This is a genomic window from Peptostreptococcus porci (assembly GCF_009695815.1).
Taxonomy (GTDB): Bacteria; Bacillota; Clostridia; order Peptostreptococcales; family Peptostreptococcaceae; genus Peptostreptococcus; species Peptostreptococcus porci.
Genome location: NZ_VUNE01000001.1, coordinates 13,407 through 39,992, shown reverse-complemented (window position 1 = coordinate 39,992; position 26,586 = coordinate 13,407). Strand labels below are relative to the sequence as shown.

Annotated in this window: 16 protein-coding genes; all 16 read right to left on the bottom strand. The window is 32.1% G+C overall.

Going from position 1 to position 26,586, the window contains the following annotated elements:
- Window positions 1-166: 166 nt before the first annotated feature.
- The 16 genes from FYJ71_RS00145 to FYJ71_RS00070 all read right to left on the bottom strand — a co-directional run bounded on the left by FYJ71_RS00145 (window position 167) and on the right by FYJ71_RS00070 (window position 26,424).
- Window positions 167-1,531, bottom strand: a complete 1,365-nt coding sequence (locus tag FYJ71_RS00145; protein ID WP_154536836.1) for a cell wall-binding repeat-containing protein — start codon at window positions 1,529-1,531, stop codon at window positions 167-169.
- 252 nt (window positions 1,532-1,783) lie between these two features.
- Window positions 1,784-2,590, bottom strand: a complete 807-nt coding sequence (proC, locus tag FYJ71_RS00140) for a pyrroline-5-carboxylate reductase (protein WP_334296319.1) — start codon at window positions 2,588-2,590, stop codon at window positions 1,784-1,786.
- A 248-nt stretch (window positions 2,591-2,838) separates the two neighbouring features.
- Window positions 2,839-5,208, bottom strand: a complete 2,370-nt coding sequence (gene hypD, locus FYJ71_RS00135) for a trans-4-hydroxy-L-proline dehydratase (RefSeq protein ID WP_154536834.1) — start codon at window positions 5,206-5,208, stop codon at window positions 2,839-2,841.
- Between the two features lie 4 nt (window positions 5,209-5,212).
- Window positions 5,213-6,124: a trans-4-hydroxy-L-proline dehydratase activase gene (locus FYJ71_RS00130; RefSeq protein ID WP_195836861.1), complete on the bottom strand. Its 912-nt coding sequence runs from the start codon at window positions 6,122-6,124 to the stop codon at window positions 5,213-5,215.
- 191 nt (window positions 6,125-6,315) lie between these two features.
- On the bottom strand, window positions 6,316-7,344 hold the full coding sequence (locus FYJ71_RS00125) for a class C sortase (protein ID WP_321131056.1): 1,029 nt from the start codon (window positions 7,342-7,344) through the stop codon (window positions 6,316-6,318).
- 72 nt (window positions 7,345-7,416) lie between these two features.
- Window positions 7,417-8,085 (bottom strand): SpaA isopeptide-forming pilin-related protein, encoded by a 669-nt coding sequence (locus FYJ71_RS00120; RefSeq protein ID WP_154536832.1) that lies wholly within the window; start codon window positions 8,083-8,085, stop codon window positions 7,417-7,419.
- Window positions 8,086-8,367: 282 nt separating this feature from the next.
- Complete coding sequence (locus FYJ71_RS00115; protein ID WP_154536831.1) at window positions 8,368-9,861, bottom strand: SpaH/EbpB family LPXTG-anchored major pilin; 1,494 nt, start codon at window positions 9,859-9,861, stop codon at window positions 8,368-8,370.
- 100 nt (window positions 9,862-9,961) lie between these two features.
- Window positions 9,962-12,517, bottom strand: coding sequence for a SpaA isopeptide-forming pilin-related protein (locus FYJ71_RS00110; RefSeq protein WP_154536830.1), 2,556 nt, complete (start codon window positions 12,515-12,517; stop codon window positions 9,962-9,964).
- Between the two features lie 271 nt (window positions 12,518-12,788).
- Window positions 12,789-15,209: a helix-turn-helix transcriptional regulator gene (locus FYJ71_RS00105; RefSeq protein WP_154536829.1), complete on the bottom strand. Its 2,421-nt coding sequence runs from the start codon at window positions 15,207-15,209 to the stop codon at window positions 12,789-12,791.
- A 261-nt stretch (window positions 15,210-15,470) separates the two neighbouring features.
- A complete protein-coding gene (locus FYJ71_RS00100; protein ID WP_195836860.1) occupies window positions 15,471-16,364 on the bottom strand; it encodes a class C sortase in 894 nt (297 codons plus the stop codon).
- Between the two features lie 39 nt (window positions 16,365-16,403).
- Entirely contained in the window at window positions 16,404-17,282 is an 879-nt protein-coding gene (locus tag FYJ71_RS00095; RefSeq protein WP_154536827.1) for a class C sortase, read from the bottom strand.
- 39 nt (window positions 17,283-17,321) lie between these two features.
- A complete protein-coding gene (locus tag FYJ71_RS00090; protein ID WP_235899028.1) occupies window positions 17,322-18,245 on the bottom strand; it encodes a class C sortase in 924 nt (307 codons plus the stop codon).
- An 84-nt stretch (window positions 18,246-18,329) separates the two neighbouring features.
- Complete coding sequence (locus FYJ71_RS00085; protein WP_154536826.1) at window positions 18,330-19,262, bottom strand: Cna B-type domain-containing protein; 933 nt, start codon at window positions 19,260-19,262, stop codon at window positions 18,330-18,332.
- Window positions 19,263-19,399: 137 nt separating this feature from the next.
- Window positions 19,400-20,878 carry a SpaH/EbpB family LPXTG-anchored major pilin gene (locus tag FYJ71_RS00080; RefSeq protein ID WP_154536825.1) on the bottom strand — a complete coding sequence of 493 codons (1,479 nt, stop codon included), beginning with the start codon at window positions 20,876-20,878 and terminating at the stop codon, window positions 19,400-19,402.
- A gap of 262 nt (window positions 20,879-21,140) precedes the next feature.
- On the bottom strand, window positions 21,141-23,675 hold the full coding sequence (locus tag FYJ71_RS00075) for an Ig-like domain-containing protein (protein WP_195836859.1): 2,535 nt from the start codon (window positions 23,673-23,675) through the stop codon (window positions 21,141-21,143).
- A gap of 337 nt (window positions 23,676-24,012) precedes the next feature.
- Window positions 24,013-26,424: a helix-turn-helix domain-containing protein gene (locus FYJ71_RS00070; RefSeq protein WP_154536823.1), complete on the bottom strand. Its 2,412-nt coding sequence runs from the start codon at window positions 26,422-26,424 to the stop codon at window positions 24,013-24,015.
- Window positions 26,425-26,586 lie beyond the last annotated feature (162 nt).

The window sequence follows — 26,586 nt, the reverse complement described above, 5'->3', positions numbered from 1 at the left end:
AGAGTTTTATTAAAATACCAACTGTTCTTATTACGAAATATTTGAATTGATTTATTGTAAAAAAATTACTTCCCTATTAAGAATAAAATAATTCCTATTAGGGAAGTAAGTCAAAGTCCTCTACCTCCAAAGAGATGTGGACAAAACCTATCATTGGTATCAACCATTATTGTTTTGGATTTTCTATTATTATTTCTGTTGTAGCTGTCTTATTCTCCACGCCATCACCACTTAGTTTTGTTGTAGCTGATACAGTTACCTTTTTAGCCTTTGTGTCACTAAATACAGTTAAGTGACCTTTATCATTAATAGATATGCCATCCTGAGGATCTAAAATCTTCCATTCTAAATCTTCTTTTTCCTTTTCAGTAAGATTCTTACCTTCTATTTCTAGATTTATTACTTGTGTTGTACCTCTTTGAGCTGGATTTGTATATGGAGATATTTTTATTTTATCTACTACCGGCTTTCTAGTGGCTTGAATATTTGATGGCTTTATTTTATCATTATTAGCCTCATTTACAAGCTTTTCAAGATTTTTTTGAGTATTTTTGTCACTATCTTCATTTTTTCTGTTTTTCTCGTTCTTTTCGTTCTTTTCGTCTGTTTTTACATCTTTGCTTTCTGATTTGCTTCCAAAAATACTATTTTCCAAAGATTTTGATATTGACTTCTCTCCACCAACTATTACAACCTTCTTTACTGAATTTATTATTTTTTTCGCACCATCGCTCAGACTATTTCCATCAGTTAACAAAATAGGTGCATTCAATTTTTTTGAAAGTGGAGATACTGCAAGTGCATCTGCAAAATTCGTACCTGATGCCAAAATAACAGTGTCATACTTATCATATTCACTAGCTATTTTTTCTGAAGTTTCATACCTATCCATTCCTGCTATTCTCTTACCAAAATCAGTCGCCACGCTTGATTTTCCACCAAAAGTATATATTCCCTTGAAATTATCTGGTAGCGATGTACTCTTATTTCCATCTATCAACAACATAGCCATTCCTTTTTTACCCAGCAATGGACCAGAAACCAGAGCATCTGGAAAATTCTTGCCAGTAGCAATACCTACGTTGAAATACTTCATACCTCTTGCAATAATCTCTGAGGTTTCGTATCTATCCTTACCGTACAGCCTATTGGATACGAAATCCTTGCTCAAATTTTTAAACATTTCATCTGAAACTGAATTACTTCCACCAATAACAGATGTTGTCATTATCCCCATATCTTTTAGTTCTTTATTGAGATCTGTATTATCCATCGCAAGAACGATTCCGATACCAGCTTCAGCAGCTAATGGCGAAATTGACAACGCATCTGGAAAATCTTTACCACTAGCAATATACACTGCTTTAGAATTCATCTTTTTAGCTATCATCAGCGAAGTTTCAACCCTATCTTTTCCGCCAATTCTCTCGATTTCTATTTTTTTACTCGTCTCTGCACCAAATGAAGTTGATACAATACCAGACAATATCACAGCGGACATTGCCGATGTTATAAGCTTACCATATTTCATAATTCTTCCTCCCTATTCTCTAAATCCTCTCTTTAGTTGATTCCATCAGATCCATCCTCACAGATCAAGATGAACTCAAATCCTCAATGCAAAAAATATCATTTAGATAAGTTTATCATATACTGTTCTAAAATTCAATCATAATTAATAAATATGGCATTAAAACTAAATTTTCTTTTAATTTTTTTAATATTTTCTTAATAAATAAAACAAAAACACTTGCAAGCTTCCATCAAAGACAAATTACTATCTCTATTTATTCGACATCCTCACAGACTTATCTATGCACGATAAAACACCCTTGATAACTGAATTTCTCATTCCAAATTCCTCCAACGTAGCGACAGCCTCTATTGTTGTGCCACCTGGCGAACAAACCATATCCTTTAATTCACCTGGATGCTTGCCTGTATCCATTACCATTTTGGCAGCTCCCAAAACTGTTTGTGCAGCGAACTTATACGCCTGTGCTCTAGGCATTCCAGAAAGAACTGCTGCATCAGCCATTGCCTCTATAAACATAAAAACATATGCTGGTCCAGATCCACTTACCCCTACAACTGCGTCCATCAATGATTCAGTTACTACCTCTGCCTCTCCAAATGAATTAAAAATACTTAATACTTGATTCAAGCTTTCGTCGTCCACATTTGTATTTTTACACAATGCAGACATTGCTTCTCCAACAAGAGCAGGTGTATTAGGCATAACTCTAATTATTTTTTTGTCATCACCTATTATCGATTCCATAACGTCAATTGAAACTGCCGCAGCAATTGATACAACAATTTTTTCAACAGTTACTACATCTTTGACACTCTCCATAACCTTTCCAATAATATTTGGTTTAACAGCAAAAATCACCACATCCCCAAATCTAACTGCCTCTTTTGAATCAGTTGTAGTATTTACACCAAACTCTGATTTCACTGCATCCAAACTAGGCTTATAAAGATCAGATATCATAATATCACTTGGAGAAACAACTCCAGACTTTATTACTCCACCTAACATTGCTTTTCCCATATTTCCTGCACCTATAAAACTCAACTTCATAATAATTCTCCTCTCATATTAATATTTATAACTTAATTTTATCACATAGACAGTTTTTATTAATATCTATTATTTGCTTTATCACATAAACAGTTTTATTAATACCTATGATTTAGCTTTATCACATAAACAGTTTTATTAATATCTATGATTTAATTTTATCACATAGACAATTTTTATCAATATTGTCTATTAAATAAATAGAGTCGGAATCTAAATATTAAATTCCGACTCATAAGATCATTCAACCATTAAAATGTTTGCTCAGTTCTATTTATTATTTCATCCTGAAGCGCTCTACTCAAGTTATTGAAGTGATCACTATATCCTGCAACTCTAACTATCAAGTCTTTGTAATCATCTGGATTTTTCTGTGCTTCCAGTAATACATTTCTGTCAAACACATTAAATTGAATATGATGTCCATCCATATTGAAATAAGATCTTATTAGACTTGCCATATTATCCAAGCCTTCTTCTCCAACTACAACTGATGGAGCAAATCTTTGATTCAACAATGTTCCTCCAGTCTTTAAATGATCCATCTTGGCACAAGATTTGATAACAGCAGTTGGTCCATTTGTATCTCCACCCTTTTCTGGTGAAATACCCTCAGAAACTGGTACATGAGCCAATCTTCCGTTTGGAGATGCATTCATTACTTCACCAAAGTATACGTGACAAGTTGTTGGAAGCATATTTATTCTATACTTACCACCAGTAGCTGTTGGTCTATCTGTAATCGCATCATAGTATAATTTAAACACTGATTTCATGATATCATCAGCATAATCGTCATCATTTCCGTACTTAGGTGTTTTGTTCTTCACCATATTCAATATATTCTCATAGCCTTCAAAGTTGGCATCCATTGCATCTAATAATGTTCCCATATCAAATTTTTTCTTGTCAAATACATTGTACTTGATTGCAGATAAACTATCAGTAATAGTACCAGTACCAACTCCTTGAATGTATCTAGTGTTGTATCTAGCACCACCTCTTTGATAATCCATCGCCTTTTCAATACAATCATCAACTATTACTGAAATAAGCGGAGCAGGAGCGTGCTTTGCATAAATATTTTCAATTATAGAGTTCCCCTTCATCTTTATATCGATAAAGTGGTTTAACTGTTTTGAGAATGCCTCGAATAACTCATCATAACTCATAAAGCTTCTAGGATCTCCAGTTTCAAGACCAATCTTCTTTCCAGTTTGAGGATCTATACCATTGTATAGAGTTATTTCAAGTATCTTTGGAATATTCATATAACCAGTCAAAACATACGCTTCCTTTCCAAAGCATCCTGTTTCAACACAACCACTACTTCCTCCACATCTTGCATCTGCAAGTGTTTTACCAGCTTCTAATAATTCCTGAACTATTGCGTCAGTATTGTAAAATGCTGGCTGCCCCCATCCCTTTCTAGAGATTTCACATGCTCTCTTTAGGAATTTTTGAGGAGTCTTTCTACTTATTTGAACATTTGAACTAGGTTGAAGCAACTTCATTTCATCCATAGTGTCCAAAATTATATAGCTTACCTCATTAACCCCATTTTGACCATCTGGAGTTATACCACCAGTGTTGATATTTGCGAAATCAGTATATGTTGCACTTTCCTTAAGCGTTATACCAACCTTTGGAGGCGCTGGCTGATTGTTGAATTTTACCCAGAAACACTCCATCAACTCCTGAGCCTTTTCTCTATCTAACACACCTTCTTCAACATCTTTTTCATAGAAAGGATTCAAGTGCTGATCCAGTCTACCAGGACTGTAGGCATCCCAGATATTTAACTCTGTAGTTACACCAACATGAACAAACCAATACATCTGTAGAGCCTGATGGAAAGTTTGAGGTTTGTGTGCAGGTACTACATCACAGTTTTCAGCTATCAACAATAAGTCTGCCTTTCTCTGAGGATCGTCAGTTTGTGCTGCCATTTCTCTGGCTTTTTCAGCATATCTCTTTCCGTATATTATCATTGCATCACAAGCTATTGCCATTGCATCCAAATCAGTCTTTTTATTGTATGCATCTACATCATTGACAAAATCAAGTCTTGCTATTCTATCTTCTATTTTCTTTTTGAAATCCAAAAATCCTAAGTTATAGAAGCTATTACCACCAACAGTATGTCCTGGTGCTCTCTGCTCCATAAATTCGGTAAACATACCAGCTTCATAGCAATCCAACCATTCTTGGTCAACTGAGCTGATTATTCTATTTCTTATTTGTCTACCTTTCCAGAAAGGTATAATCAATTCCTCTTGAATTTTCATATCTTCTTCTGAAACCTTGAAGTTTACTAGCTCTCTATCGTTCATTACCCTCATATCTTCCAAAGAGTGGCAGCATTGATCTGGATAAGTAGGAGCTCCCTGAGGTCCATCTCCCTTTTCACCAACTATCAATTCATTTTCGTTTATGCATAGAGATCTGTTTTCCATATAATACTTAAATGCTTTCGCTCTTAGTATTGGAGTTTCAACACTTCCTTCAAATTTTTTGTAGGCTTCAGTCATCAAAACTGCTCTTTCAATACTGATATACGGCTGTGCCTCTGTACTTTGCTTTCTTAGCTTTCTAGTTCTTTCAAAACTTCCTCTTTCCATATTACTAACCTCCAATCTTAACCTTAAAGTTCCCTTTTTCAAATAACCCTTTTATTTCCTCAAGCTTTTCTTCACTCGGCTTTGAAAATTCACTTCCACAATATTCCATACCAAGCTTGTTATATTTATTCATCATAATATCGTGATATGGTAAAAGATTAACATATTTTACTCTAACATCGTTTAATATGTTTATAATTTTCAACACTTCCTCGTTATTTTCAGACACATTTACGCCCTCAATTAACGGAATCCTTATGTTGATATTCGCACCAACAGAACTCAAATATCTCAAATTATCCAAAATCATCTCGTTTGATTTTCCAGTAAATTGCCTATGCTTTACATCATCTGCCAGCTTTATATCATATAAGAAAAGATCCACTTTATCATAAATTCTTTCGTAGTTTGACCTTGGTGCATATCCACAGGTATCAATCGCCACGCTAATCCCCTTGCTATTACATCTCTTGATTAACTTTTCAATATAGTCGATATCTTGGCACATTACTTCGCCACCTGATAGCGTCACACCACCACCCGATTCGTCATAAAACATTGAATCTTTTTCTATCTCTTTTGCCAACTCTTCTACAGTATACGATTTTCCAACAAGCTCTCTGGCATTGCCTAGACACCAATCTATGCACTCACCACATAACTCACATTTCTCTGCCGTTCTGCCAATAGAATCGTTTTCAAAATACACAGCATTACTTTTGCATTTTTCAATACACGTACCACAGGTTGAACATTTTTCCCTATCGTACATAAAATCCATACAGTAGTTCTGACTTTCCGGATTGTGGCACCATAGACATTCCAATGGACATCCCTTGAAAAAAACTGTAGTCCTTATACCTGGTCCATCATGAATACTGCATTTTTGAATATTTATAATTAATGGTTCTTTCAAATTACCACCCACCTTCATTTAAACAAAGTATTAAACAACTTTATGTTACTATATTAACATAATTAATTATGTTTGTCTATATTTAAAAATATAGGTATAATTTTTTACAGTGCTAATACAAAGACTGCCACATTCCATAAATTATAAATAATTTATAATGGATGTGACAGCCTTACAAAATTATCAACCGTCTATATTTTGATCTCTTTTTTCTTCCTTTTTTTCCTTTTATATCCAAATAAACATATGGTAAGTATAAATAAGAAAACCACCACAACTATAGCCATTTTCAAAAGTCCATCCATACCATTTTTCTCAAGCTCTTTTTTCTTTTCAGCCTCACTATACGGTATTCTATGCCCTCTTACTAAAAGTCTATGAGTATTAATCATATATGGAGTACAAGTCAGAAGAGTTACATAGTCCTTTCCCTCTGTAATCACCAGCTCAGAAAAGTTTGAAGGCTCAACCACTCTAATATTATCTACTTTATATGCAAGTGTTTGTTTAATATTGGTAATAAAAAACTTATCTCCCTTTTTTATCTTATTTAGATCAGTGAAAAGTCTGTTGTTTGGAATACCCGAGTGCGCTGTGAGAACAGAATGAGTTCCTTTTCCACCAATTGGAAGAGAAGTACCCTCCATATGCCCCACACCTTTTTGCAAAACCGACTCCGATGTGCCTGCATAAATCGGTAAATCTTCGTTTATTTTTGGTATTGATATATGCCCTATTTTTTCATGAACCTCCAACATTCTGGCATACTCCATCCTGCCCTTCTCTAAATTTTCTTTTTTGTATGGATCTGAAAAATTATTTGAATGTAGAGAATCATTATATCCACTTGCAAGGGCAATTCTCCTTTTTACTTCCTCCGGTTCAATATTTTTTACATCTGAATCGAAATTATGAATATTTTGACTCGAAACATATCTGTAATACATCTGGCTGACAAACGGATAGGTCACCACCAACACCCCAATGAGAATAATGATATTAACTATTCTATTAATAAGACTCTTCTTCTTTGCATTTACCTTCATACTACCACTCTTTTGGGCATTATTTTCATTGTTTTTTTTACATTTCTCTTCATTAGTAATGTATTTTTTATTATTAGTATGTTTTTTATTACTAGCTTTTCTATCACTAACTTTTTCGCTACTAGTTTTTTCATTATTATTTTTTTCATACGTGTTTATATTTTCGTTTTCCATTTACATATTTTCTTCCTTTATCAGTATTAAGTAAATTCACTTCATCAGTATTAAGTAAATTCACTTCAGATGTTATTTTTTGTAAACCCTATATCCAAACGCCATAAGAATTATACCAGATCCCAAAATAGTATAAATCACGCCATCCCCTGTCTTTATTATATACTTACTATCATTATTCTGATTTTCTCTCTCATTCTTTTCCTCGGAAACTCTATTATTTTCTTCTTTATCGTTTCTACGATTATCTTTTTTTTCTGGTCTTTCTGGAAAATATGATTTTGAATTTACATTGAGCCTCGTATTAGAAACGGCTGTTATTATCAAAGGAACACCTGCCTTATCAACAATCCATTTCCCATTATCCTTTTTTATCTCAGTAACATAATATGTTCCTGGCTCCAAATTCTTTACAATGGTTTTGCCATTTGTATCCGTTGGGATACTAATTCTTAGGGCTCCATATTTATCATATTTCTTGATTAAATCATCCAAGGATTTTGCCGACATTTCACTTACTAATTCTTTTTTCTTGTCATCTGATAATTTCGTTTCATGTCCTATTTTTAATAATCCGTAAATAATTCCATCAAGCTTTTTTTCGTCCTTTCCATTGATTCTATTAATCGTTTTTGTAATAGTTACTGAAGTCAAATCAGAAGCACTTGTATTATTTATTGTAAATGCTGTAAATATTGAAGCTACGATCAACAAACAAAAAACATATTTTATTTTCTTCATATTTAATCCCCTCACAATTCAAATTTTAAGCTGTAGTAACTTACAAGCTCTATTCACTTAAACTCTATTTCAATTCTTCAATAAAATACTGAAAAATTTTCAGTATTTTATTGAAGGGATGACAGAGTCATCCACTTCTTATATATAAAAGTTATGAAAAGCTATATATTGTGCAATAGAATTTCTATACTAAAATCTCCACATTATAAATCATCTATAATGTAAGACTCTCTGTATATAGTATGTATATAGTCTGTACATAGTTTTTATATTATAAAATTACTATGCGTTGTAATTTCTTTTCTTTATATACAATCCTACTCCTACTATTGCAATACCGGCAATAACAACTATTGCAGAACCTATTCCACCAGTCTGTGGTATAGTTACCTTGTTATTGTTGATAACATCTGGATTTATTGGTTTTGGATCTATTTCGCCTGGTGTCTGATTATAACTAGTTTTATTTACTGTAAATTTCTTTGGAGTGGCATCCAATGCGTATCCTTCTGGTGCTTTCTTTTCTATTATTTCATAATCAGAAGCTGCGGTATCATTTTTATCACCTTTATTACCATACGGTAATCCCTTGATATCTATTATTCCGTCGTTTCCAGATTTGAATATAGTTGCTTGATCTTCTGCATCGACAAATGAAACTTCACCTTGTCCACTAATTTTTACGTATTTATTTTCTCCAAATTTTTTGACGATAAACTCTGCATCCTTAAGAACTTTATTATTTTCATTTACAGACTTCTTAACAAATCTCTTACCACCAGTATGTAGTTCTGGTTTTTCTGGCTCTTTCTCTTTCTTGTTATCTGGACTATGTCCATAAATTAATTTTACCTCATTTGGATTTTCTGCCCCTAACACAGCTTCTTTATTTACAGTTGCATCAAAAGTGATTATTATCTTATCTCCAGATTTAAGTGTTTTTATAAATTCTGATTTAATAACTACTTTTATTGTATCTGATTTTGCACCTTCAACAATTTTAGTGTAATTATTGGCATCAACTGTCACTTTTTGAGAGTTCTCTTTCAAAACCCTCTCTACTTTCAAATTATCTTTAAAAGTCAATCCTTTTGATAGTTTATCCACAAATTCTAATACTTTATATTCTTCAATTCCATCTGGCATCTCAGATTCAATTATAAATGGCTTTGTTTCTCCTATACCAACAGTGTCATGCATATTTCCTGATTCAGTTACAGATTTCTTGATTGTAGGCTCATCTATAGTATTTTTAGGATATACGTGTAGCGCATCTTTTCCCTTTGTAAAAATACCACCTTCAGCTTTATAAACTGGAAGAGTCACAGTCACAGGAACTGACACAGCAGGCAACTTTCCCTTGTACTTATCAGCCAATTTCGTTTTAGCTTTGTTTTCTTCTATCGTATATGTACCTTTTGGAAGAGTCAATCTAACAGATCCATCAGCTTCAGTAATACCATGCGCTATTACTCTACCATCCTTTTTAGCTTCGTAGTATACACCTTGTACTGGCTCAACTTCAACATCTGCTCCAAAATATTTTCTAAATTCTTCGTCGGTAAATTTTTTACCTGTGTACTTCGTCTGCCCATCATTACCTGCACTACCTCCAGGTCTGACTTTTATCTCCTTTGTTTTAAACAATACCTTGTGTACAACCACCTCATACGTTTCTTCTTGACTCGGTGCAGCAAAAACTCTACCAAATGGCAAAACAATTGATAGCACCATGGCTAAAGCCATAATGAAACTTAATAACTTGAATTTTTTCATAATGTCCTCCCCTTTTTCTTTTTTTAAGTTATTTATATATTTATTTAATCCAAAAATTAATAAATATCATATGTTAATAAGCTCGTACCTTTTCGATTTTTTAATAGTAAGCTCTCATTTTGATATAGATTCCCATCAATGAGATTAGCATACCTATGACTATAACGGTCACAGCTCCCATACCACCCGTATTTGGATAAACTACTTTTTTTGCCTTGTTTACAAGAGTGAAAACAAATGCATTTTCGTATTCATTGGCTACCCATTCCTTATTGCTCTTTGAACTATCCTCTGTAAAACTAATCGGAATATCATACTCCTCGATATAGTAGGTATATGCTCTACCACTTTCGTTATATATTTCCAACTCTGAAATTTCAGCTTTCCAATCATTGTCATATTTTAAATGTATGCTTTCATATTTATTAAATCCATAATCCACATCGTTTCCAATTTTTCTTTTGAGTCTTACTTTTACGGACAGATTTTTTAATTTCTCCTTATCAATTACATTTCCGTCTGAATCAATCCATTTTTTATGTATTTCCACTCTCGTCTTTGGAATAACGGGTATTTCAATATTTGTTATGGTGTTATCATTTTTGTTAAACAAATTATTGATAACAGTTATTTCCTTTATTTTACTCTCAGTATCTACTCTAATCTTTATTATTCTACCATCAATCTTCTGATATCCATCAGGAGCCCTTTTCTCATGCAAATAGTATACTCCTGTAGTCAGCTTATAAAAACTAAGCTTCCCTCGACTGTCCGACTTTACTTCATTTCCAATACTATTACCATCCGAATCTTTTAAATCAACAATTCTGCCATCTTCATATCTTAACTCGAATACTGCATTAGGCAATCCATGCTTTTTCACATCAGTTTTGGTAAAATGGAAATCTGCTGGATAATCTATAGACTTCCCTGTAAAATCCGTTCTATGTGATTCTGCTGTTACAATTATATCGTTGGCAACCACTGTTCCATTAAAATTAGCAGTTAGGTCAACTGTTGCACCAGGTGCCATAATTATTCCTATAGCCGCTCTAGAATTATTTATCTTTCCTCTAAAAATTTTGTCTGGCTTACTTGAATCATAGAAATTCCAAATTGTATTTCCATCCTCCCACTCTGTAACCTCTGCTATATTTGCTTGGGTTCCATTGCTATAATAATAAGTCGACCCTGGCATGACGAACGACTGATGCCCTCTCATATCCACATTGATAATCAAGGATCCGTTTTTACCTTTTTCAAATCCGTGAATATCGACATTATATCCATTCGTCTTAAATCCATTATGATTCCAATTATATACACTGACATCATCAGGATTCTGCACAGTTATTTTTTGCTGATTCTGGTCATGATAATCTGGCACCGAGTATATGTCCTTATATCCACTAAGCTGCCTGCTGATATCTTCAGAATCACGCCTGACCTTAGACAGATCGATGAATTTCGTGTTGGTATCCTTCCATAGCTCATTTCCACTATAATAGCCTGGTGAGTCCACCTTTTTATTTTCAAAAGTCCATGCTTCTATAACGCTTGGATTATTTGGATTTGTTTTAACTCCTACATTTACTCCATCTCCAACAACCAGTCTTGAACCATGAGGCACACTCGTCGATTTAAAGCCTTCACTATTGATATTCAAATGTCTAAAATAACTCACCTCTGGTAAATTATTTGTTCCAAAATTAGAAATATATTTCAAGGTATCCGTCAATATGTTTCCGTTTGTATGTGCCCTCGTTTCGACACTATTAAATCCAACCAAATGAAATCCACCGATTATCCCCAATGGATTTTGCTTATAATAATGTGTTTTTTCGTATACAGTGTCCGGTGTAACATATTTGAGATTAGGTAAATTACCTCTGACTGCTCGTGGTGTCAATCCTCTTAGCATAGATTCATCCAGTGGATTTAACTCTAGTTCAGAATACTTCTTTTCAATCTTAAAACTTTCGTCTCCTTGAATATAATACTCGTACATATTTCCATCTGCATCAAATTCATCCATACCTCTAAAAATATGATTCCAACTCTTCGCTTCATCATCATTGTATTTAATAATAACTGGTTTAGATTTACTGTTAAACTCGATATCATCTTCTCCATTAACTTTTCTATGGAGTATTATCTCCAAATCCGAAAAATGTCTTGTATCTTCATTTGGCAATATATCGTCATCGTCTTCCCAAATCTTTGTCACCGATACAAACACAGTCTGACTATTATCTTTTGATTTGGTGATATCCATATCATCTGCCTTTTTCACATCCGACTTATCACTTGCTTCAGATTCTTTTTTCGATGCTGTTTCTCCTTTTGAATCAACCCCTAGCTGTTTTTTTAATCCATCAATTATATCATCACCTTTTTTAGGAGATTCATTTGAATCTTCTGTAGGAAAATCTGGTATGTTTATGTTTTGTGGATTTAACATATTTTTTAATATTTGATTTTTCAGCTCTTCTGTAAATTCTTGAGATATAGTCTTTGAAATTTCTTGATTATTATTTGAATAATCCTGATTACTATATAAAGTATTTGACGACGCATCTATCCTATATACAGAAAACACGTTTATTAACATTGTAAGAAGTAAGATTAAAGTTAGTTTCTTCCTCACATTTTGCATAATAAACCTCCTCGCTATTTATCGCTTTGATTCTATTTACAACATGGTTTATTGCAACCCAACTGTATAATATAATTACCTTAATTCGAATTATAACAAAATAATTATTGTATAGTCATTGCTGTAAGTTATATATTTTTTCCCTATTTTTATTATTTTGAACAGAAGCAATAAAAAAATTCCTGTTAATAATACAGGAATTTTTTTATAAATGATAAATTTGCCTTTCAAATATCGATAACCACAAAGGTTTGAGAAATTATCAAAAATATCAAATATTTATTTTTTTTATTTCCAAATACATTATTTCAAACAAGTCCAAAGTAAATGTCTTGTCAAATACTCCAAAAAGGCTTACATTTTCAACATGCATTTCTGGTATTACCTTTTTCTTTAAATAATCCTTCTCCTCGACAGTCAAAAATTTTTGAGCTCCCAATTTTTTAAAATCATTGTAAAAGCTCCCCTTGCTAGATTTTATTGTCTTTGTAATGACTTTATATCTACCAACCATTCCCAATATTCTCACTCTGAAATTTTTTACTGGAAATTCTCGTTCATCATTACCTGACATAATATACTTTATGCAACTAGCCATATCTTGATACAGCATGCAAGCGAAGTCATCCTTATTTTTTGTAACTATTAGACCTGGCTCATTATAGACACATAAACCACTAAAGGATTCTAAATACGATCTAACGTAGTAGTTTAAAGATTTTATCCCCCAAATATTATTCATCATATACTTTAAAGTAAAGTCGCCAATACTTTTAATGAACTCTTTTCTAGACTCAAAAAATTCATTAAAAGTATATGATGAACAAACTACTACCTTATTTATTTGAAAAAATAGGTAAGTACTAATCAAGCTCAGTGCCTGTATTGACTCCCAATATTGCTCAGGTATACTTTTCCAATCATAATATAGCATCATCCTAGATACATATAATTCAGCATCAAAAAAATATTTTTGCTTTAATAGTTCGATATATTTGAACATTCTATCCATCTGCTCAATTATTCTAAGTAAAATACATTCTGATGCATCCTTTGTAACATAAAGAGTTTCATCAACTACATCGTACGAAAAAAATTTAGGATAATCTCCATACATTATTATTTCTTCCATGTCGTCCAAAAGATCACGATTTTCAACTATCGAAACTTCACCCAAATTTACGCCTATATTTTCTATTCCAATTTTATTAATCACTAAATCTCGTATTAATCTATAGATTTTTTTGTTTAACATATGCCTATTGCTGTCGTATTTTCTATTCCATAATGATGGCATTTTTATCTCTATCATCCAATTTTTTAAATTTCTCATAGGTACATTACTAGCAAGAAAATCGAAAAAATCTATAACCTCCTCAATACATTTTAAATTAAATGAATTTTCCAGTATTAAATCGATAGTTTTTTCTGGAAATTCCAATACCAGCATCGGATTCAAGCTAATTCTGTGAAATTCTTGTATGTAATAATTGGCATCGTAAAAATTCAGTTTTTCTTTATTTGCAATGTTTTTTATCCAGTATATTTCTCCATTTTCAAAACATAGATTAATTCTCATATATTCGTGCTTTAAATGTGACGAGTTATCCCTGTAAAAATCAAACCATTCTCCTTCATAAATATCTACATCCGCTACCTTGCTAAATCCAGAATGAAGTTCTATAGCTTTTGATTCATCCTTTGAGTCCACATTGAAGACCTTTTCTCTAACAAAATCTATGTCCTTTTTTGAGAAGAACCTTTCTTCGCTATATTTTGTAAAAATAGCCTTCAATAAATCCAAGCTTAAAATATTATTCAACGACATATACTTATACTCATTGATGTTATTGGAGATAAATTTTCTAGCCGATAACGGAGTTATACCTATATACTTTTTATAGCTCTCACTCAATGTCTTTGAACTAGAAAATCCAGAAAGCTCTGCCACATCAGATATTGAATACTCCTTATTCGATAGCAAACGTATTGATTTTTCGAGCCTTGTATAGTGATGAAAATCTACAAACCCACATCCTGAAACTTTTTTGAATAGGTTCGAAAAATTTGATGGCTTCATTCCAAATTCGTCTGCCAAATCGTTTAATAAATATCTCCCTGAGTTTTTATATATTCTCTCCATTAGCTCATAGAGTTTTTCCTCTTGCCAAAATTTAAAAGCTTGTCCCAAATATTCTCTACTCTGAACAAAGCTTCCATTCATCACATTTAGAACTTCATTGAGCACCGTCAACAACATATTTGATGACACGACATTATCTTTAACATACAAATAAAAAAGATTCTCTATCAACTCAACTAGCTTTTTGTAATGTTCCTCACTAGTGTCTCCAAAAATACAATAGTCCATAATCTCCAAATTATCTTTGTCACCTACAATGAAACTTCTGTCAATATTCAATTCAATTATCAAGTTTTTTTCTTGCGGCTTTATAATATAGACCTTGCTGGGATTAATTACTCCAATTTGATTTTTCTCCAAAACGATAATTCTTCCCTGAGTTTCTAACTCAATTTTTCCTTCTAGCACCATAATTACTTTTAATTTTTTTATTGGATTAACATTAAAGCTAATTATATTATAACTAGAAATATTAAAATCGAATGGTATATATTCTGTTAATTCCACTTTGGAATTGACCTTTAATACCAAGTTATTTGAGCTATTCATAAGATTTATTCCTCCTCTAAAATCCCTCACACCTTTTTATATTTTTTAATAAAATATTATATTATAATTATCTTCATCTTTAAAAATATATTATAGCTTAATTTTTTACATGTCAAGAAGAAAAATGATACTTATTATTAATAATGGCGAATATCATATCAAGGTATGTTTTTCATTTTACCTCTATAAAATATCCGCCACTACTTACTGGAGATTTTAGATTTCAGAACAACAACCCTGTCGTCATTTCAATCTAAAGGATTATTTACTTTTAATAACTCTGTATAATTTTAACAATATAATTATTATCAAAATTATGTTGAACGCACTGATTACATATGGAAATATCTTTCTTATTTTTATTGCTGGTTCCACATTTTTGTCACTTATATATTCAACAATGCTATCATTGGCGATTGTATTATTGACACTATTTGTTTGAACATTGTCAGCTACTCTTCTCGCATTCACCAATAGACGCATATCGTATCTAGGAGCCTGAGTACATGTTAACAGCGTCAATGTATCCTCTGACTCAATTGGCTTTAGCTTATCACCTTGCTCAGGATATATTTTTTCCATGCCATAGACCTTATATTCTATTTTTTTTCCTAGAAAATTGACGATAATCGAATCACCACTTTGAAGCTTATGTATATTCAAAAACATGACCTTGTTGTAATATCCACTATGACCCGCTATTACAGTTCTTTTTCCTTTTCCACCAACGGGCAAATCACTCTCAGATAATACAGCCACACCTTTTGCTATTTTTTCATAATTTGCGTCCAAATACAAATCGAATGACTGTCCTAGCTTGGGAATCGAAACAAAACCAACCTTTTTATTTAAATTGATACCCAAATCCCTCAAATCGTTTTTTTCAATATTTACACTGTCTTCACCTGCAAATACATCTCTTATATTCTCATTTGATGAATTTGTCTGTGTATTTGATGTTTTAGTTCGATTCCTACGATCATATAATTTTTTAATCTTATCATTGATATGCCTGTCCCTACTTATTTCTTCCTCGAACTCTCTATTTCTTTCATATTGTGTAAAATCATCTATCGACATACTCAGAAAAGGATATGTCACCAGCGAAATTCCAAATAAAAAAATTAGCAATCCTATTATTTTTCTTGTTTTCAATGACTTCCTCCTAGCACTCAAATAAATGGGGCTTGACCATTAACTCTGTTTTTCGTTTTTACAGATATGTTTTTTCCCCTTTTTCTTTTTATAAATTATAATCGATATAATCATTAAAATCAACAACACAGAAACGTATTTAATCATTTTCTTGAATATATTTTCCTTTTCATTTTTTTCTGCCACTGTCATACTCATATTAATAGGTATCCTTTCACCCTTGACCAGCAGTCTATGCGAATTTATCATATATGGAGTACACGTCATCAGTGTGGCATAATCTTTATCCTTTTCAACACGTACCGGATCGAAATCAGTTGGCTCTACTGTTTTGATGCTCACAACCTTATACGCCAACTTTTCTTTGATATTTGTAATGAAAAAAACATCTCCTTTTTGCATTTCATTTAAATTTGTAAACAGCTTTGCAGATGGCAATCCTCTATGAGCCGTAATGACAGTATGTGTATTTTTGCCACCAGTCGGTAGGCTTGTACCCTCGAGATGACCAGCACATTCCTGCAAAACCGATTCACTCGTTCCAGCCTTAATGATTATATTTTGCCCTATCTTCGGAATATCAATATATCCAATTTTCTCATGAATTTCCAGCATCCTAGCGTACTCTGCTCTACCTGCCTTCACCTTCTCATTAAATGGATCGAAAAACATACCAGGCTTTAATGATTGATTATATGCCATTGCCAAATCCATCTTTTTATTGATTTCATAGCTACCGATTGTATTTACAGCTTCCTTGAAATCTTGTACATCTTGTTTCGATAAGTAGTTATAGTACTGCTGACTAATAAATGGATATACCATAATCAATATACCTACTGAAACTATTATAACCCATAATCGATTTACTATTTTACCCCAAAAAGTACTCTTATTTCTCTTCTTACTCCTACTCATATTTTTTCGTTAGAAATATCTTCACTAACGCCTCCTCAATTAAATATCATTTTTGTTAGTTTTTTCTTCTTTTTTAGCTTTTTTCTTCTTTTTTGAAAATAATACAAAAAATACTACCAATATCAAAGCGATACTTATTATACCAATTTTCTTCATTCCATCAAACTCAGAATTATTTTCTTCTTCTAATCTTTTTCCCTTGTCATAAGGAATTCTATGCCCTCTTACTATTAATCTATGTGAGTTTACCATATATGGTGTACACGTCAATAGAGTTGCATAGTCCCTTCCTGGCACAATTTGCAAATCATCAAATTTCGATGGTTCGATAACCTTTATTTGATCGACTTCATATGCCAGAGTTTCACCTATGTTCGTTACATAGAAATGATCACCCTTCTCTAATTTATTTAAATCAGTAAATAGTCTGTTTTTTGGAATACCAGAATGCGCTGTCAAAACAGAGTGTGTGCTTTTACCTCCAATCGGCAGAGAAGTCCCCTCCATATGACCAACACCTTTTTGTAGTACCGATTCACTTGTACCTGCATATATTGCCAATTCCTCGTTCATTTTTGGTATCGAAATATGACCTATTTTCTCATGTACCTCCAGCATTTTTGCATATGCTTTCCTACCTTCTTCAAGCTTTTTCTTCACATATGGATCGTCTATCACCACATTCCTCAAAGACTCATTATATGCCTTCGCCAAATCCATTCTCTGCTTTACTTCGTGTGTTTGTATAGTTTTCGTCTGTTCATCAAAGTCCTTGATATCACTTTTTGACAAAAAACTATAGTACATTTGACTTATAAACGGATATAGAATTACTAGAACTCCTACCAATATTACTACATTAATAATATTATTTATCGTTCTATTTTTCTTAGATTTTTTTTTACTTGCTCTACTTTCTTTATTCATATTTTCTTTATTTGTTTCTTCCTGTTGTTTTTCCATATAACACCTACCATATTATAATTCTTTTTATTTTATCTCTTTAAAATAAAAACACCTCGGCTGAGGTGATTTTATTTCTATTTTTTATTTTTTATCTGGCTTTTTTCTATATACTTTGTATCCTAGTGCCATCAACACGATACCTACACCAATAATAAGATATACCTTCCAATCTCCAGTTTTTATTATTGATCCTATTTTTCCACCAGTATCAGAAGATGACCTATTCTGTTGCTTTGGTTCTCCACCAGAGCTCTTTTCTGTGTTTGTGATAACAAATTCATTAGGACTATTTTCTTTTATTTCTGATGTATATCCACTAGGAACCTCTTCTTTAACTGAATAAATGATCTCTTTACCATTTACACTTTTTTCCTTTAGTGATTTGAATGTATACGTCCATCCATTACTTTCACTAAGTTCAACTTCATCTACTTTTTGACCATTTGCATACAAGTAAACTTGTATCATCTTTAATTTGTTTCCAACCCATACTTTTTTTACCGATAATTCTTTGCCTTTAGGTGGAACTGTTGATTTTGTATAGACCTTTACCAATTTACTCGTTTTCTCAACATTGACAATAAGAGGCGATGTTTGATTGCTTTTTTTCCATAAATTTCCTACTTTTGTAATTTCGGCAACATAGTATGAACCAACACTCAAATTAGAGACCACTGTTTCCCCCTTATTATCAGTGGCACTACTAATTACCATTTTACCCTTTGATTCATATTCTTTTTGAATCTGCTCCAACGACATTGATTCTAGCTTTTTTGCCAAGCTTTCCTTTTTTTCATTACCAATTTCTTCATCACCAATTTTTATTAGTCCAAATACACTTCCAGATACTGGTATGGCACTTTTTCCATTTTCCTTATTGAGTAATTTTACAATGCTAATAGATCCCGTATCCTGAGAAGATTTTGCTTCTTTTGCATACACACTATTTATTGTAAAGGAAAAAATTATCATAAAAATTAGCAATATCAGTGAGCTGTTCTTAATTGACCTCATATATATTATATTCTCCCTTCCTCTGAATTTGCCTCAATCAATCACTGAAAGTATTTTCAGTGATTGATTGAGGGGGCAATTATCGTTGTGACAATCCCCCAAATATTTAATGTATGAGTTGTTTTTTTATTTATTGATTATACCCTAGAGTTTCTTTTTTTCATGTAGATACCAAGAGCAGTGATTAGTATACCACCTACTATAACTACCACTGAACCTATACCACCTGTCTGTGGAATAGTTACTTTGTGGTTGTTTATCACTTGTGGATCTGCAATGCCAAGACTTATATTTGTTGGATCCTTATAATAACTAGTAGCATTAACCTTAAATTCTATAGCTTCTGTATTTAATGAATAACCAGTAGGAGCCTTTATTTCTTCTAAGTAATATGTTGACTCACCCTGTGTGTTATTATTTCCTTTTGCTCCATATGGCAATCCCTTTACTTCAAACAATCCACCACTTTTAGAGACAAATTTTGTTGCAGTATCTTTACTATCAACCCATTCTATTTTTAAAGTAGTTGGATCCTGCTTTAAATATTTTGCAGTTTTTTCTTTTGAATTTTTGATTACAAACTCAGCATTATCCAGCGGTTTATTCAAATCATTATCTTTTTTTATAAATTTCTTACCACCAGTATGCAACTCTGGATTTTCTGGTTTCTTTTCTTTTATTGAATCTGGATTCGTACTATACTCCAACTTAATTTCATTTGGATTAGCTGCACCCATTACTGCATCCTCATTAACTGTTGCATTGTATGTAATCTTTATCTTATCGCCTTTTCTAAGTGTTTTAATATACGATTCTTTGAAATTTACAGTTATTTTTGCATTTTTCGTTCCAAGCCCAGGTTCTGTAACTTCGTAATTATTATCCTTTGTTACTTCAACATCATTTTTAAAAACTTTTAATTCACCTTGATATGACAATCCCTTTGAAAATTGGTCAGTGTATCTTAACACTTTATAATCCTCAATCTTGTCAGGCATAACTGATTCGATTATAAATGGTTTTGTCTGACCAATGCCTACAGTATCGTGCATATTCTTTGATTCTGTTACTGACTTTTCGATTGTTGGTTCGTCAACTGTATTTTTAGGATAGACATGAAGAGCATTTTCCCCTGTCGTGAATTTTCCACCAGCAGCCTTATAGACTGGTAAAACAATAGTAATCGGAATTGTTGAACCAGGCATCTTACCATTTAACTCGCCTGATAAAACAGTCTTAGACTTATTCTCTCTAACTATGTATGTTCCAGCTGCTAAGCCATTAAAAGCGACCTCACCATTATCTCCAGTGGCACCCTCTTTTACTACCTTGTTTGTACTTTTATCAACTACTTCAAAATATACACCTTTAACAGTTTTTGCTCCATTGCCAAAATAACCCTCTAAATTCGAAATTTTAGCACCATCATAATTTGTCTTACCATCTATACCCGGTGTACCACCTTCCTTAGGAAATCCTTCAAGGCTTTTCAAAAGTACTTTGTGTACCACAATGTCATATGTTTCTGATGGTGCTGCTGCATTCACTGGCAATACTGACAGAAGAACAATAGCCATAGCCATCAGTATTCCAAACACTTTACTAAGTTTTTTCATTTTTTCCTCCCCATTATTTAAATTAATTTTTTTATTTATTAATATCATTCAACTCAGCTCAAAAATAAGTTTTTTAAATTATCAAAAATACAACCCACTGAAATTACAACAAACTCATATCAAAATTACATAAAACACTATTAATGAGCGAGCTTTGATACAAATAAGCAAGTTATTTAATTATTTCATCTATGTTTTTTCTACATAATTCACAATACAATGTAATCACAATATCGTGCAGTAAATCTCTATACCCTCAATGCTAGTTGCTAGAATCAGCGAATCTCTTAAATAGCCTTCCAATGCAAACCATCAAGAAACCAGTAACTACGATAGCAATGCTACCAATTCCACCAGTCGCAGGATATTCAGGATTAACCTTGTTTTTTAGCTTTAATCCTACAGTTGAGAAGTTTGTTCCCTCTTTGATTACCAAGGTTCTCTCATTTTCTTCAGATACTTCAGTAAATCCTTTTGGAACAATTTCTCTAACCTCATATGTATAAAAGTTTCCAGCTGGATCCTTTATATCCAGATTTTTATATACATATTGCCAATGACCACTCGGATTTCTATTTATTGTCATGGTATCATTCCCATTCACTTTCACAACTTCTTCTGGTGAACTTGTAGATCTTCTATATAACTTAACCACTATTGGTGGCAAATCTTCATGACTTATAGGCTGACCAGAAGCACTTTGCCACAGTTTTTCTACTGGAAGATCAAACAATTTCTTTTTCTCTTTGTTGTAAACTCTCAAGGTTTCATTTATCAATCCAGTGTCATTACTTTTACCAGTATAGCTCTGCTTGTCATATTTATAAAACTCAAAATCTCCTGTCAAAGCACTCCTATCCTCTTCAATATAGTATGTATAATAATCCCCATTGTCATTTTGCAATTCTAGTTTATCGAATACATATTTCCAAGACAAATTCGGGTCAGCATTGTACTTAAGTGATCTTACAACTGAAAAAGTATTATCCTCTACATTATTTATCTTTCTTTTAAGTGTTATACTGATTGGAGGATATCCCTTTGTCTTCTCGTTTGGTATTTGACTGCCATTGTAGTCTAGCCAAATTTTTTCCACTGGTATATTTATTCTCTTTCGCTCATTTTTTATTGAAAGCAGATTTACCTGATCCCCTTTTACCTCATAGGTATATATTTGATTGTTTTTTATATATCCTTGAGGTGGTGTCACCTCTTCAATGGTATAGCTTCCTGGCTCCAATACCTCTGAAATTGCCTCGCCTTTTGAATTTGTTTCCAATGTAAATACTTTGCCTGTATTTTTGTTTCTAATACTAAACTTTGCTCCTGCAAGCAATTTTGTAACATTGTCTTTATCGACCTTACGAATCTTCAGTCTACCAATAGTTCCAGCAGACCCTTCTCCACCTGAAAATGCTACTTCAAATTTTCCACTTACTTCGTCATATCGATTATTTGCATATAATCTTGCCTTATTTCTCAATTTGAATCCTGGTATATAATTAGATCTATATCTAAGCATAAACTGACTTCTATCAATATTACGTATCAGTCTTCCTTCATCATCCTTCAAATTAAGCGGTCTTATAAGTTGATTCCATACCTCTTCTAAATCAATATCGAATGATTGATTGTCATTATATAACTCAACATAACTACTTATATTTATCTCTGTATAAATTCTAACAGGATTTCCATATTCATCATACTTTACTAGCAGTAAGCGAAAAGATCCTGGAACATATGAAATGAGACTTGGATCTCCATTTTCAACCTGAATAGTATCGCTTAAATAAGCATTTGTTAATAGGGCTTTTTTATGGTTAATTCTCATTACCCATTCAACCTCACTATTTTCAGGGTTATTGGCTATTCTCTCAGACCATTTTGATAATATCTCATTCCCAAGTTTCTTTAAACCATCAGTTATTATTGTTTTTGTCTTACCATTAATGGTAATTGATATTTCATTTCCAAATTCCTTTTTTAAGTATTTTGTCGAAACTGCACAAGCAAGATACATACTTCCTTTTAAATCCTTCTTTCCAATCGGACTTTCCACATATTCAGTAAAGGTAACCCTTATTTTTCCACCACCAGAGCCCAATGGTGAAACAACTGCCTTTGCTACCAGTTCTTTGCCATCTGGTGTCATCAAGTCAAAACGAGTGGCTGCACTTTCCGATGGAAAATTCAACGTATCAGGCAAATCAACCTCAAAAAAATCTCCTCTTTTAAGATTTTTCAAATCTCCAGGAATTTCCCATTTCATCTTTAAAAAGTAACTCTCCCACCATATTATTTCCTTAAGCGGTGGAGAACTTTCGTTTTTCGCTTTAACAATATCAAAATCGGTAATTGTTACATTTACTTTTGTTTCATTTGCTCGTGCCATTCTTGCACTTCGTAGTGCCATACCTATATTATTACCATACTCATTAATCCCATTTTCACTTTCGCCAGTGATTTCAGGACTTGTAGCTTTGTCATCCGATAATTCCCCGCTTGATTTCAAATCCTCATTATCAGAGCTCTTCTCCTTATCATCCTCAGCATCAACTTTTTTTTCACTGTCTGCATTATTACCAATACTTTTCTCAAGTATATTCTGCAATTTATTATCTCCAAGAAAATCAAGTAGACCATAGTCGCCTTTTCTATTTAATCCATTTCCCTCAACAATGGCTTTTTCACTTGCCATACTGTACGAAATAGTACTTGAATATACATTTGCAAATATACTAAATATCAATAATACAAGAAAAAATAATTTTGATTTCTTCTTCATATTTAGCATAAAACCTCCCCTATTCATAATTTTTACAGCACTTATTTATCAAGTATAACAATTAAGAAAAAATAAAGCATTCCTTTTTTTATTTCATTAATTACGGATTTTAAAAAAAAGAACTATTTTATTAAATAATGATAGTTTTTCAAATTATTTTGTAACCTTTTTTATTTTATTGATAATGATTTCTATAAAAATAAACCATTTTAAAAATAACATTTTTTAATACTTCTAAGATATTTACATATATCGTATAAATAAAAAACCGTAGGAAAAGTGACCTCTCTCCTACGGCAACTCAAAAATTGGCATCTTATTTTCACGACAATCAATGAAAATTCATCTACACAAAGTTTCCAATTTTTGTTATTTTTATAAATTTAATTTCAAATAAACCTAGCTTGATTTCAGTATCATATGTATCATGTATATCTACAAATTCAACATACAGGTTTGGCGTTATTTTTGAAGAAATATATTCTTTCTCTTCTCTAGACAATTGGTTTGGTGCTCCCATGTTCTTCCATTCTCTATAAAATGTTCCATTCTCTGAGTGAGTAGATTTTGTGCTTATCTTATATCTTCCATGCAGACCAGATATTCGTATTTTGTATTTTTCGTGTGAGCTATTATAATTCATGACAACTTTATCTGATACCTTTTTAATATTTCTATGAATGTCTTGATACAGCAAACATAAATATTCATCATCATCCTTTACAAAAAACACACCTGGTTCGGAGTATATACATTCACCATTTATTTCAGAAAGAATTTTTTCAACATAAAAACAGGCATTATAAATTCCAAACTCGTTACTCAATTCATATTTTCCAATATATTCTTTTTTCTTCTTTTCAAACCTTTCTCTGCTAGAAAACATATTATTGTAATACTTAACTGACGATATTCCTAATTTGTTTTCCTGCATTTCAATATATGAATCTACTGCACATAAAGCAAACATCGATTCCCAATAATATCTAGATAGCTTTTCCCATTCATAATATAGGTACATATCAGATATGTAGACCTTATACCTGTTCCTTTCCTTCAACGAATTCACAAAATTAATAATCTTATCAATATGTTCTTTTCTTCTTATTAGAACACACTTATTGTTGGATTTATCAGAATAAATATATGGATCTACCACACTAAAAGACAGTGAATCAATATCGAAATCATCATCCACAATACTCTTTACCCTTTCATATTGTTTATTTGATTTTATCAAATTCAAATTACCCATATGTATTCCTATTTTCTTATTTTGAAGCTTATTCCTTATCAGTTTCCTTATTTTATTGTAAAGATTTTTATTGTAATAATACTCCTCGTCATCCTTATAATCCATCCAAACCCAAGGCATTTTTAATTCAAATTTCCAGTATTTTAATTTTGACACAGATATGACTTCAGAGATACTGTTCAAAAATCGCTCCAATGTTTTATAAGAAGCCTCTCTCATATTGATTAAATCACTTTTATCGCTTATATGCATAAACTCTAAAACTATTACTGGTTTCAAATTAAGATTTTCCAGCTTGTGAATATAATGCATAAACTTTGTGAAATCAATCCTTTCCTTACTGAATTCATCATATACAAAATATACATTCCGATTGAACAAAAGAGATATAGTAACATAATCATATCTCAGCGATCGCTGAATAGTTTCAATTGTCTCCATCCACCTATCACCAAATATATTTAAATTTACCACTCTCTTATTGCAAGCCTCCACAGAAAAACCACTCCGGTTGACATCAATATCATAATGTATACCTTCATCACTATCATTGCTCACAGTTCTGTTTGCATCCTCACGTTCTTCAAAAATTTCATATACTACATCCGATTCCAAGATTGAAGGCATATTTGTATATTTGTAGTCCAGTTGCCTCGAGCATCTCATCTTTTTTCTAAACTGAGATGGAGTTTCGTCCATATATTTTTTATAGTTCTCATAAAATGATTTTGAACTCATAAATCCACACTCAGTCGCAATCTCCAATATACTCTTATCGGAATCAATTAGCCATTCCATTGATTTTTCAATACGGGCAAAAATATGGCACTCTACAAACTTAACACCAAGTACTTTTTTATATATTTTTGATACATACGATGAATAATTGTTAAAATCACTGGATAACTGCATAAGACTGTATCCATTCTGTGGTTCTTCAAACATCATCTTTGTATATTCAACCAGTTTTTTAGAAAACCAAATATCAATTTTTTCTTTCTCATCATTTGAATCCTTTGATGAAAAATTTTCAAATAGCTTTTTAAGCATGTTTCTTACTAGCTTAACATACACACCTTCAGAAACATTCTCTTCGAAAATGTACAAACATAATAACTCATTCATAGTCGATATAATCTCTTGGTACTCGATATTGTCCTCATGAACACTATCAAAGTCAAATGAAGCAATAGTTTTTACCGAACATGCATTAAGTGCAAACTCCAGATTTATATCAAAGTATAGAATCAAATTTTCTTGATTGCAGTTTGACAACACTCGATATACCTTACAAGGATTAATAATATATAATTGCCCCTTGTTCAAACTTATCTTCTCATCCATATAAATAATACTTATATTTCCATCTAGCACCAATACAACTCTATAGCAATTCTCATTTAATATAAAGCTATTCGCTCTATAACTTGCAAATGAAAATGAATAATACTCAGATTCTATATCACTATTTTTAGGTGATATCTTATCATAAAATCCGACCATAAATATCCTCCTTTTATCCCCATTTATAATAATTATCGAATTCCCCTTCTCTACGATTTTTGAAAATTTTACTTGTCCCCCATATTAATAGATACGATTTATAAGATTTAAATTGAATTTAACTAAAAATGATTAAATTATTCATTCGAAAATTTTTTTATT

Bases quoted from the DNA above. Each gene is read 5' to 3' on its own strand.
- FYJ71_RS00075 (WP_195836859.1), bottom strand. From the start codon at position 23,675: ATGCTAAATATGAAGAAGAAATCAAAATTATTTTTTCTTGTATTATTG.
- FYJ71_RS00145 (WP_154536836.1), bottom strand. From the start codon at position 1,531: ATGAAATATGGTAAGCTTATAACATCGGCAATGTCCGCTGTGATATTG.
- hypD (WP_154536834.1), bottom strand. From the start codon at position 5,208: ATGGAAAGAGGAAGTTTTGAAAGAACTAGAAAGCTAAGAAAGCAAAGT.
- FYJ71_RS00110 (WP_154536830.1), bottom strand. From the start codon at position 12,517: ATGCAAAATGTGAGGAAGAAACTAACTTTAATCTTACTTCTTACAATG.
- FYJ71_RS00105 (WP_154536829.1), bottom strand. From the start codon at position 15,209: ATGAATAGCTCAAATAACTTGGTATTAAAGGTCAATTCCAAAGTGGAA.
- FYJ71_RS00095 (WP_154536827.1), bottom strand. From the start codon at position 17,282: ATGAGTAGGAGTAAGAAGAGAAATAAGAGTACTTTTTGGGGTAAAATA.
- FYJ71_RS00120 (WP_154536832.1), bottom strand. From the start codon at position 8,085: ATGAAGAAAATAAAATATGTTTTTTGTTTGTTGATCGTAGCTTCAATA.
- FYJ71_RS00070 (WP_154536823.1), bottom strand. From the start codon at position 26,424: ATGGTCGGATTTTATGATAAGATATCACCTAAAAATAGTGATATAGAA.
- FYJ71_RS00090 (WP_235899028.1), bottom strand. From the start codon at position 18,245: ATGGAAAAACAACAGGAAGAAACAAATAAAGAAAATATGAATAAAGAA.
- FYJ71_RS00080 (WP_154536825.1), bottom strand. From the start codon at position 20,878: ATGAAAAAACTTAGTAAAGTGTTTGGAATACTGATGGCTATGGCTATT.
- FYJ71_RS00125 (WP_321131056.1), bottom strand. From the start codon at position 7,344: ATGGAAAACGAAAATATAAACACGTATGAAAAAAATAATAATGAAAAA.
- FYJ71_RS00115 (WP_154536831.1), bottom strand. From the start codon at position 9,861: ATGAAAAAATTCAAGTTATTAAGTTTCATTATGGCTTTAGCCATGGTG.
- FYJ71_RS00085 (WP_154536826.1), bottom strand. From the start codon at position 19,262: ATGAGGTCAATTAAGAACAGCTCACTGATATTGCTAATTTTTATGATA.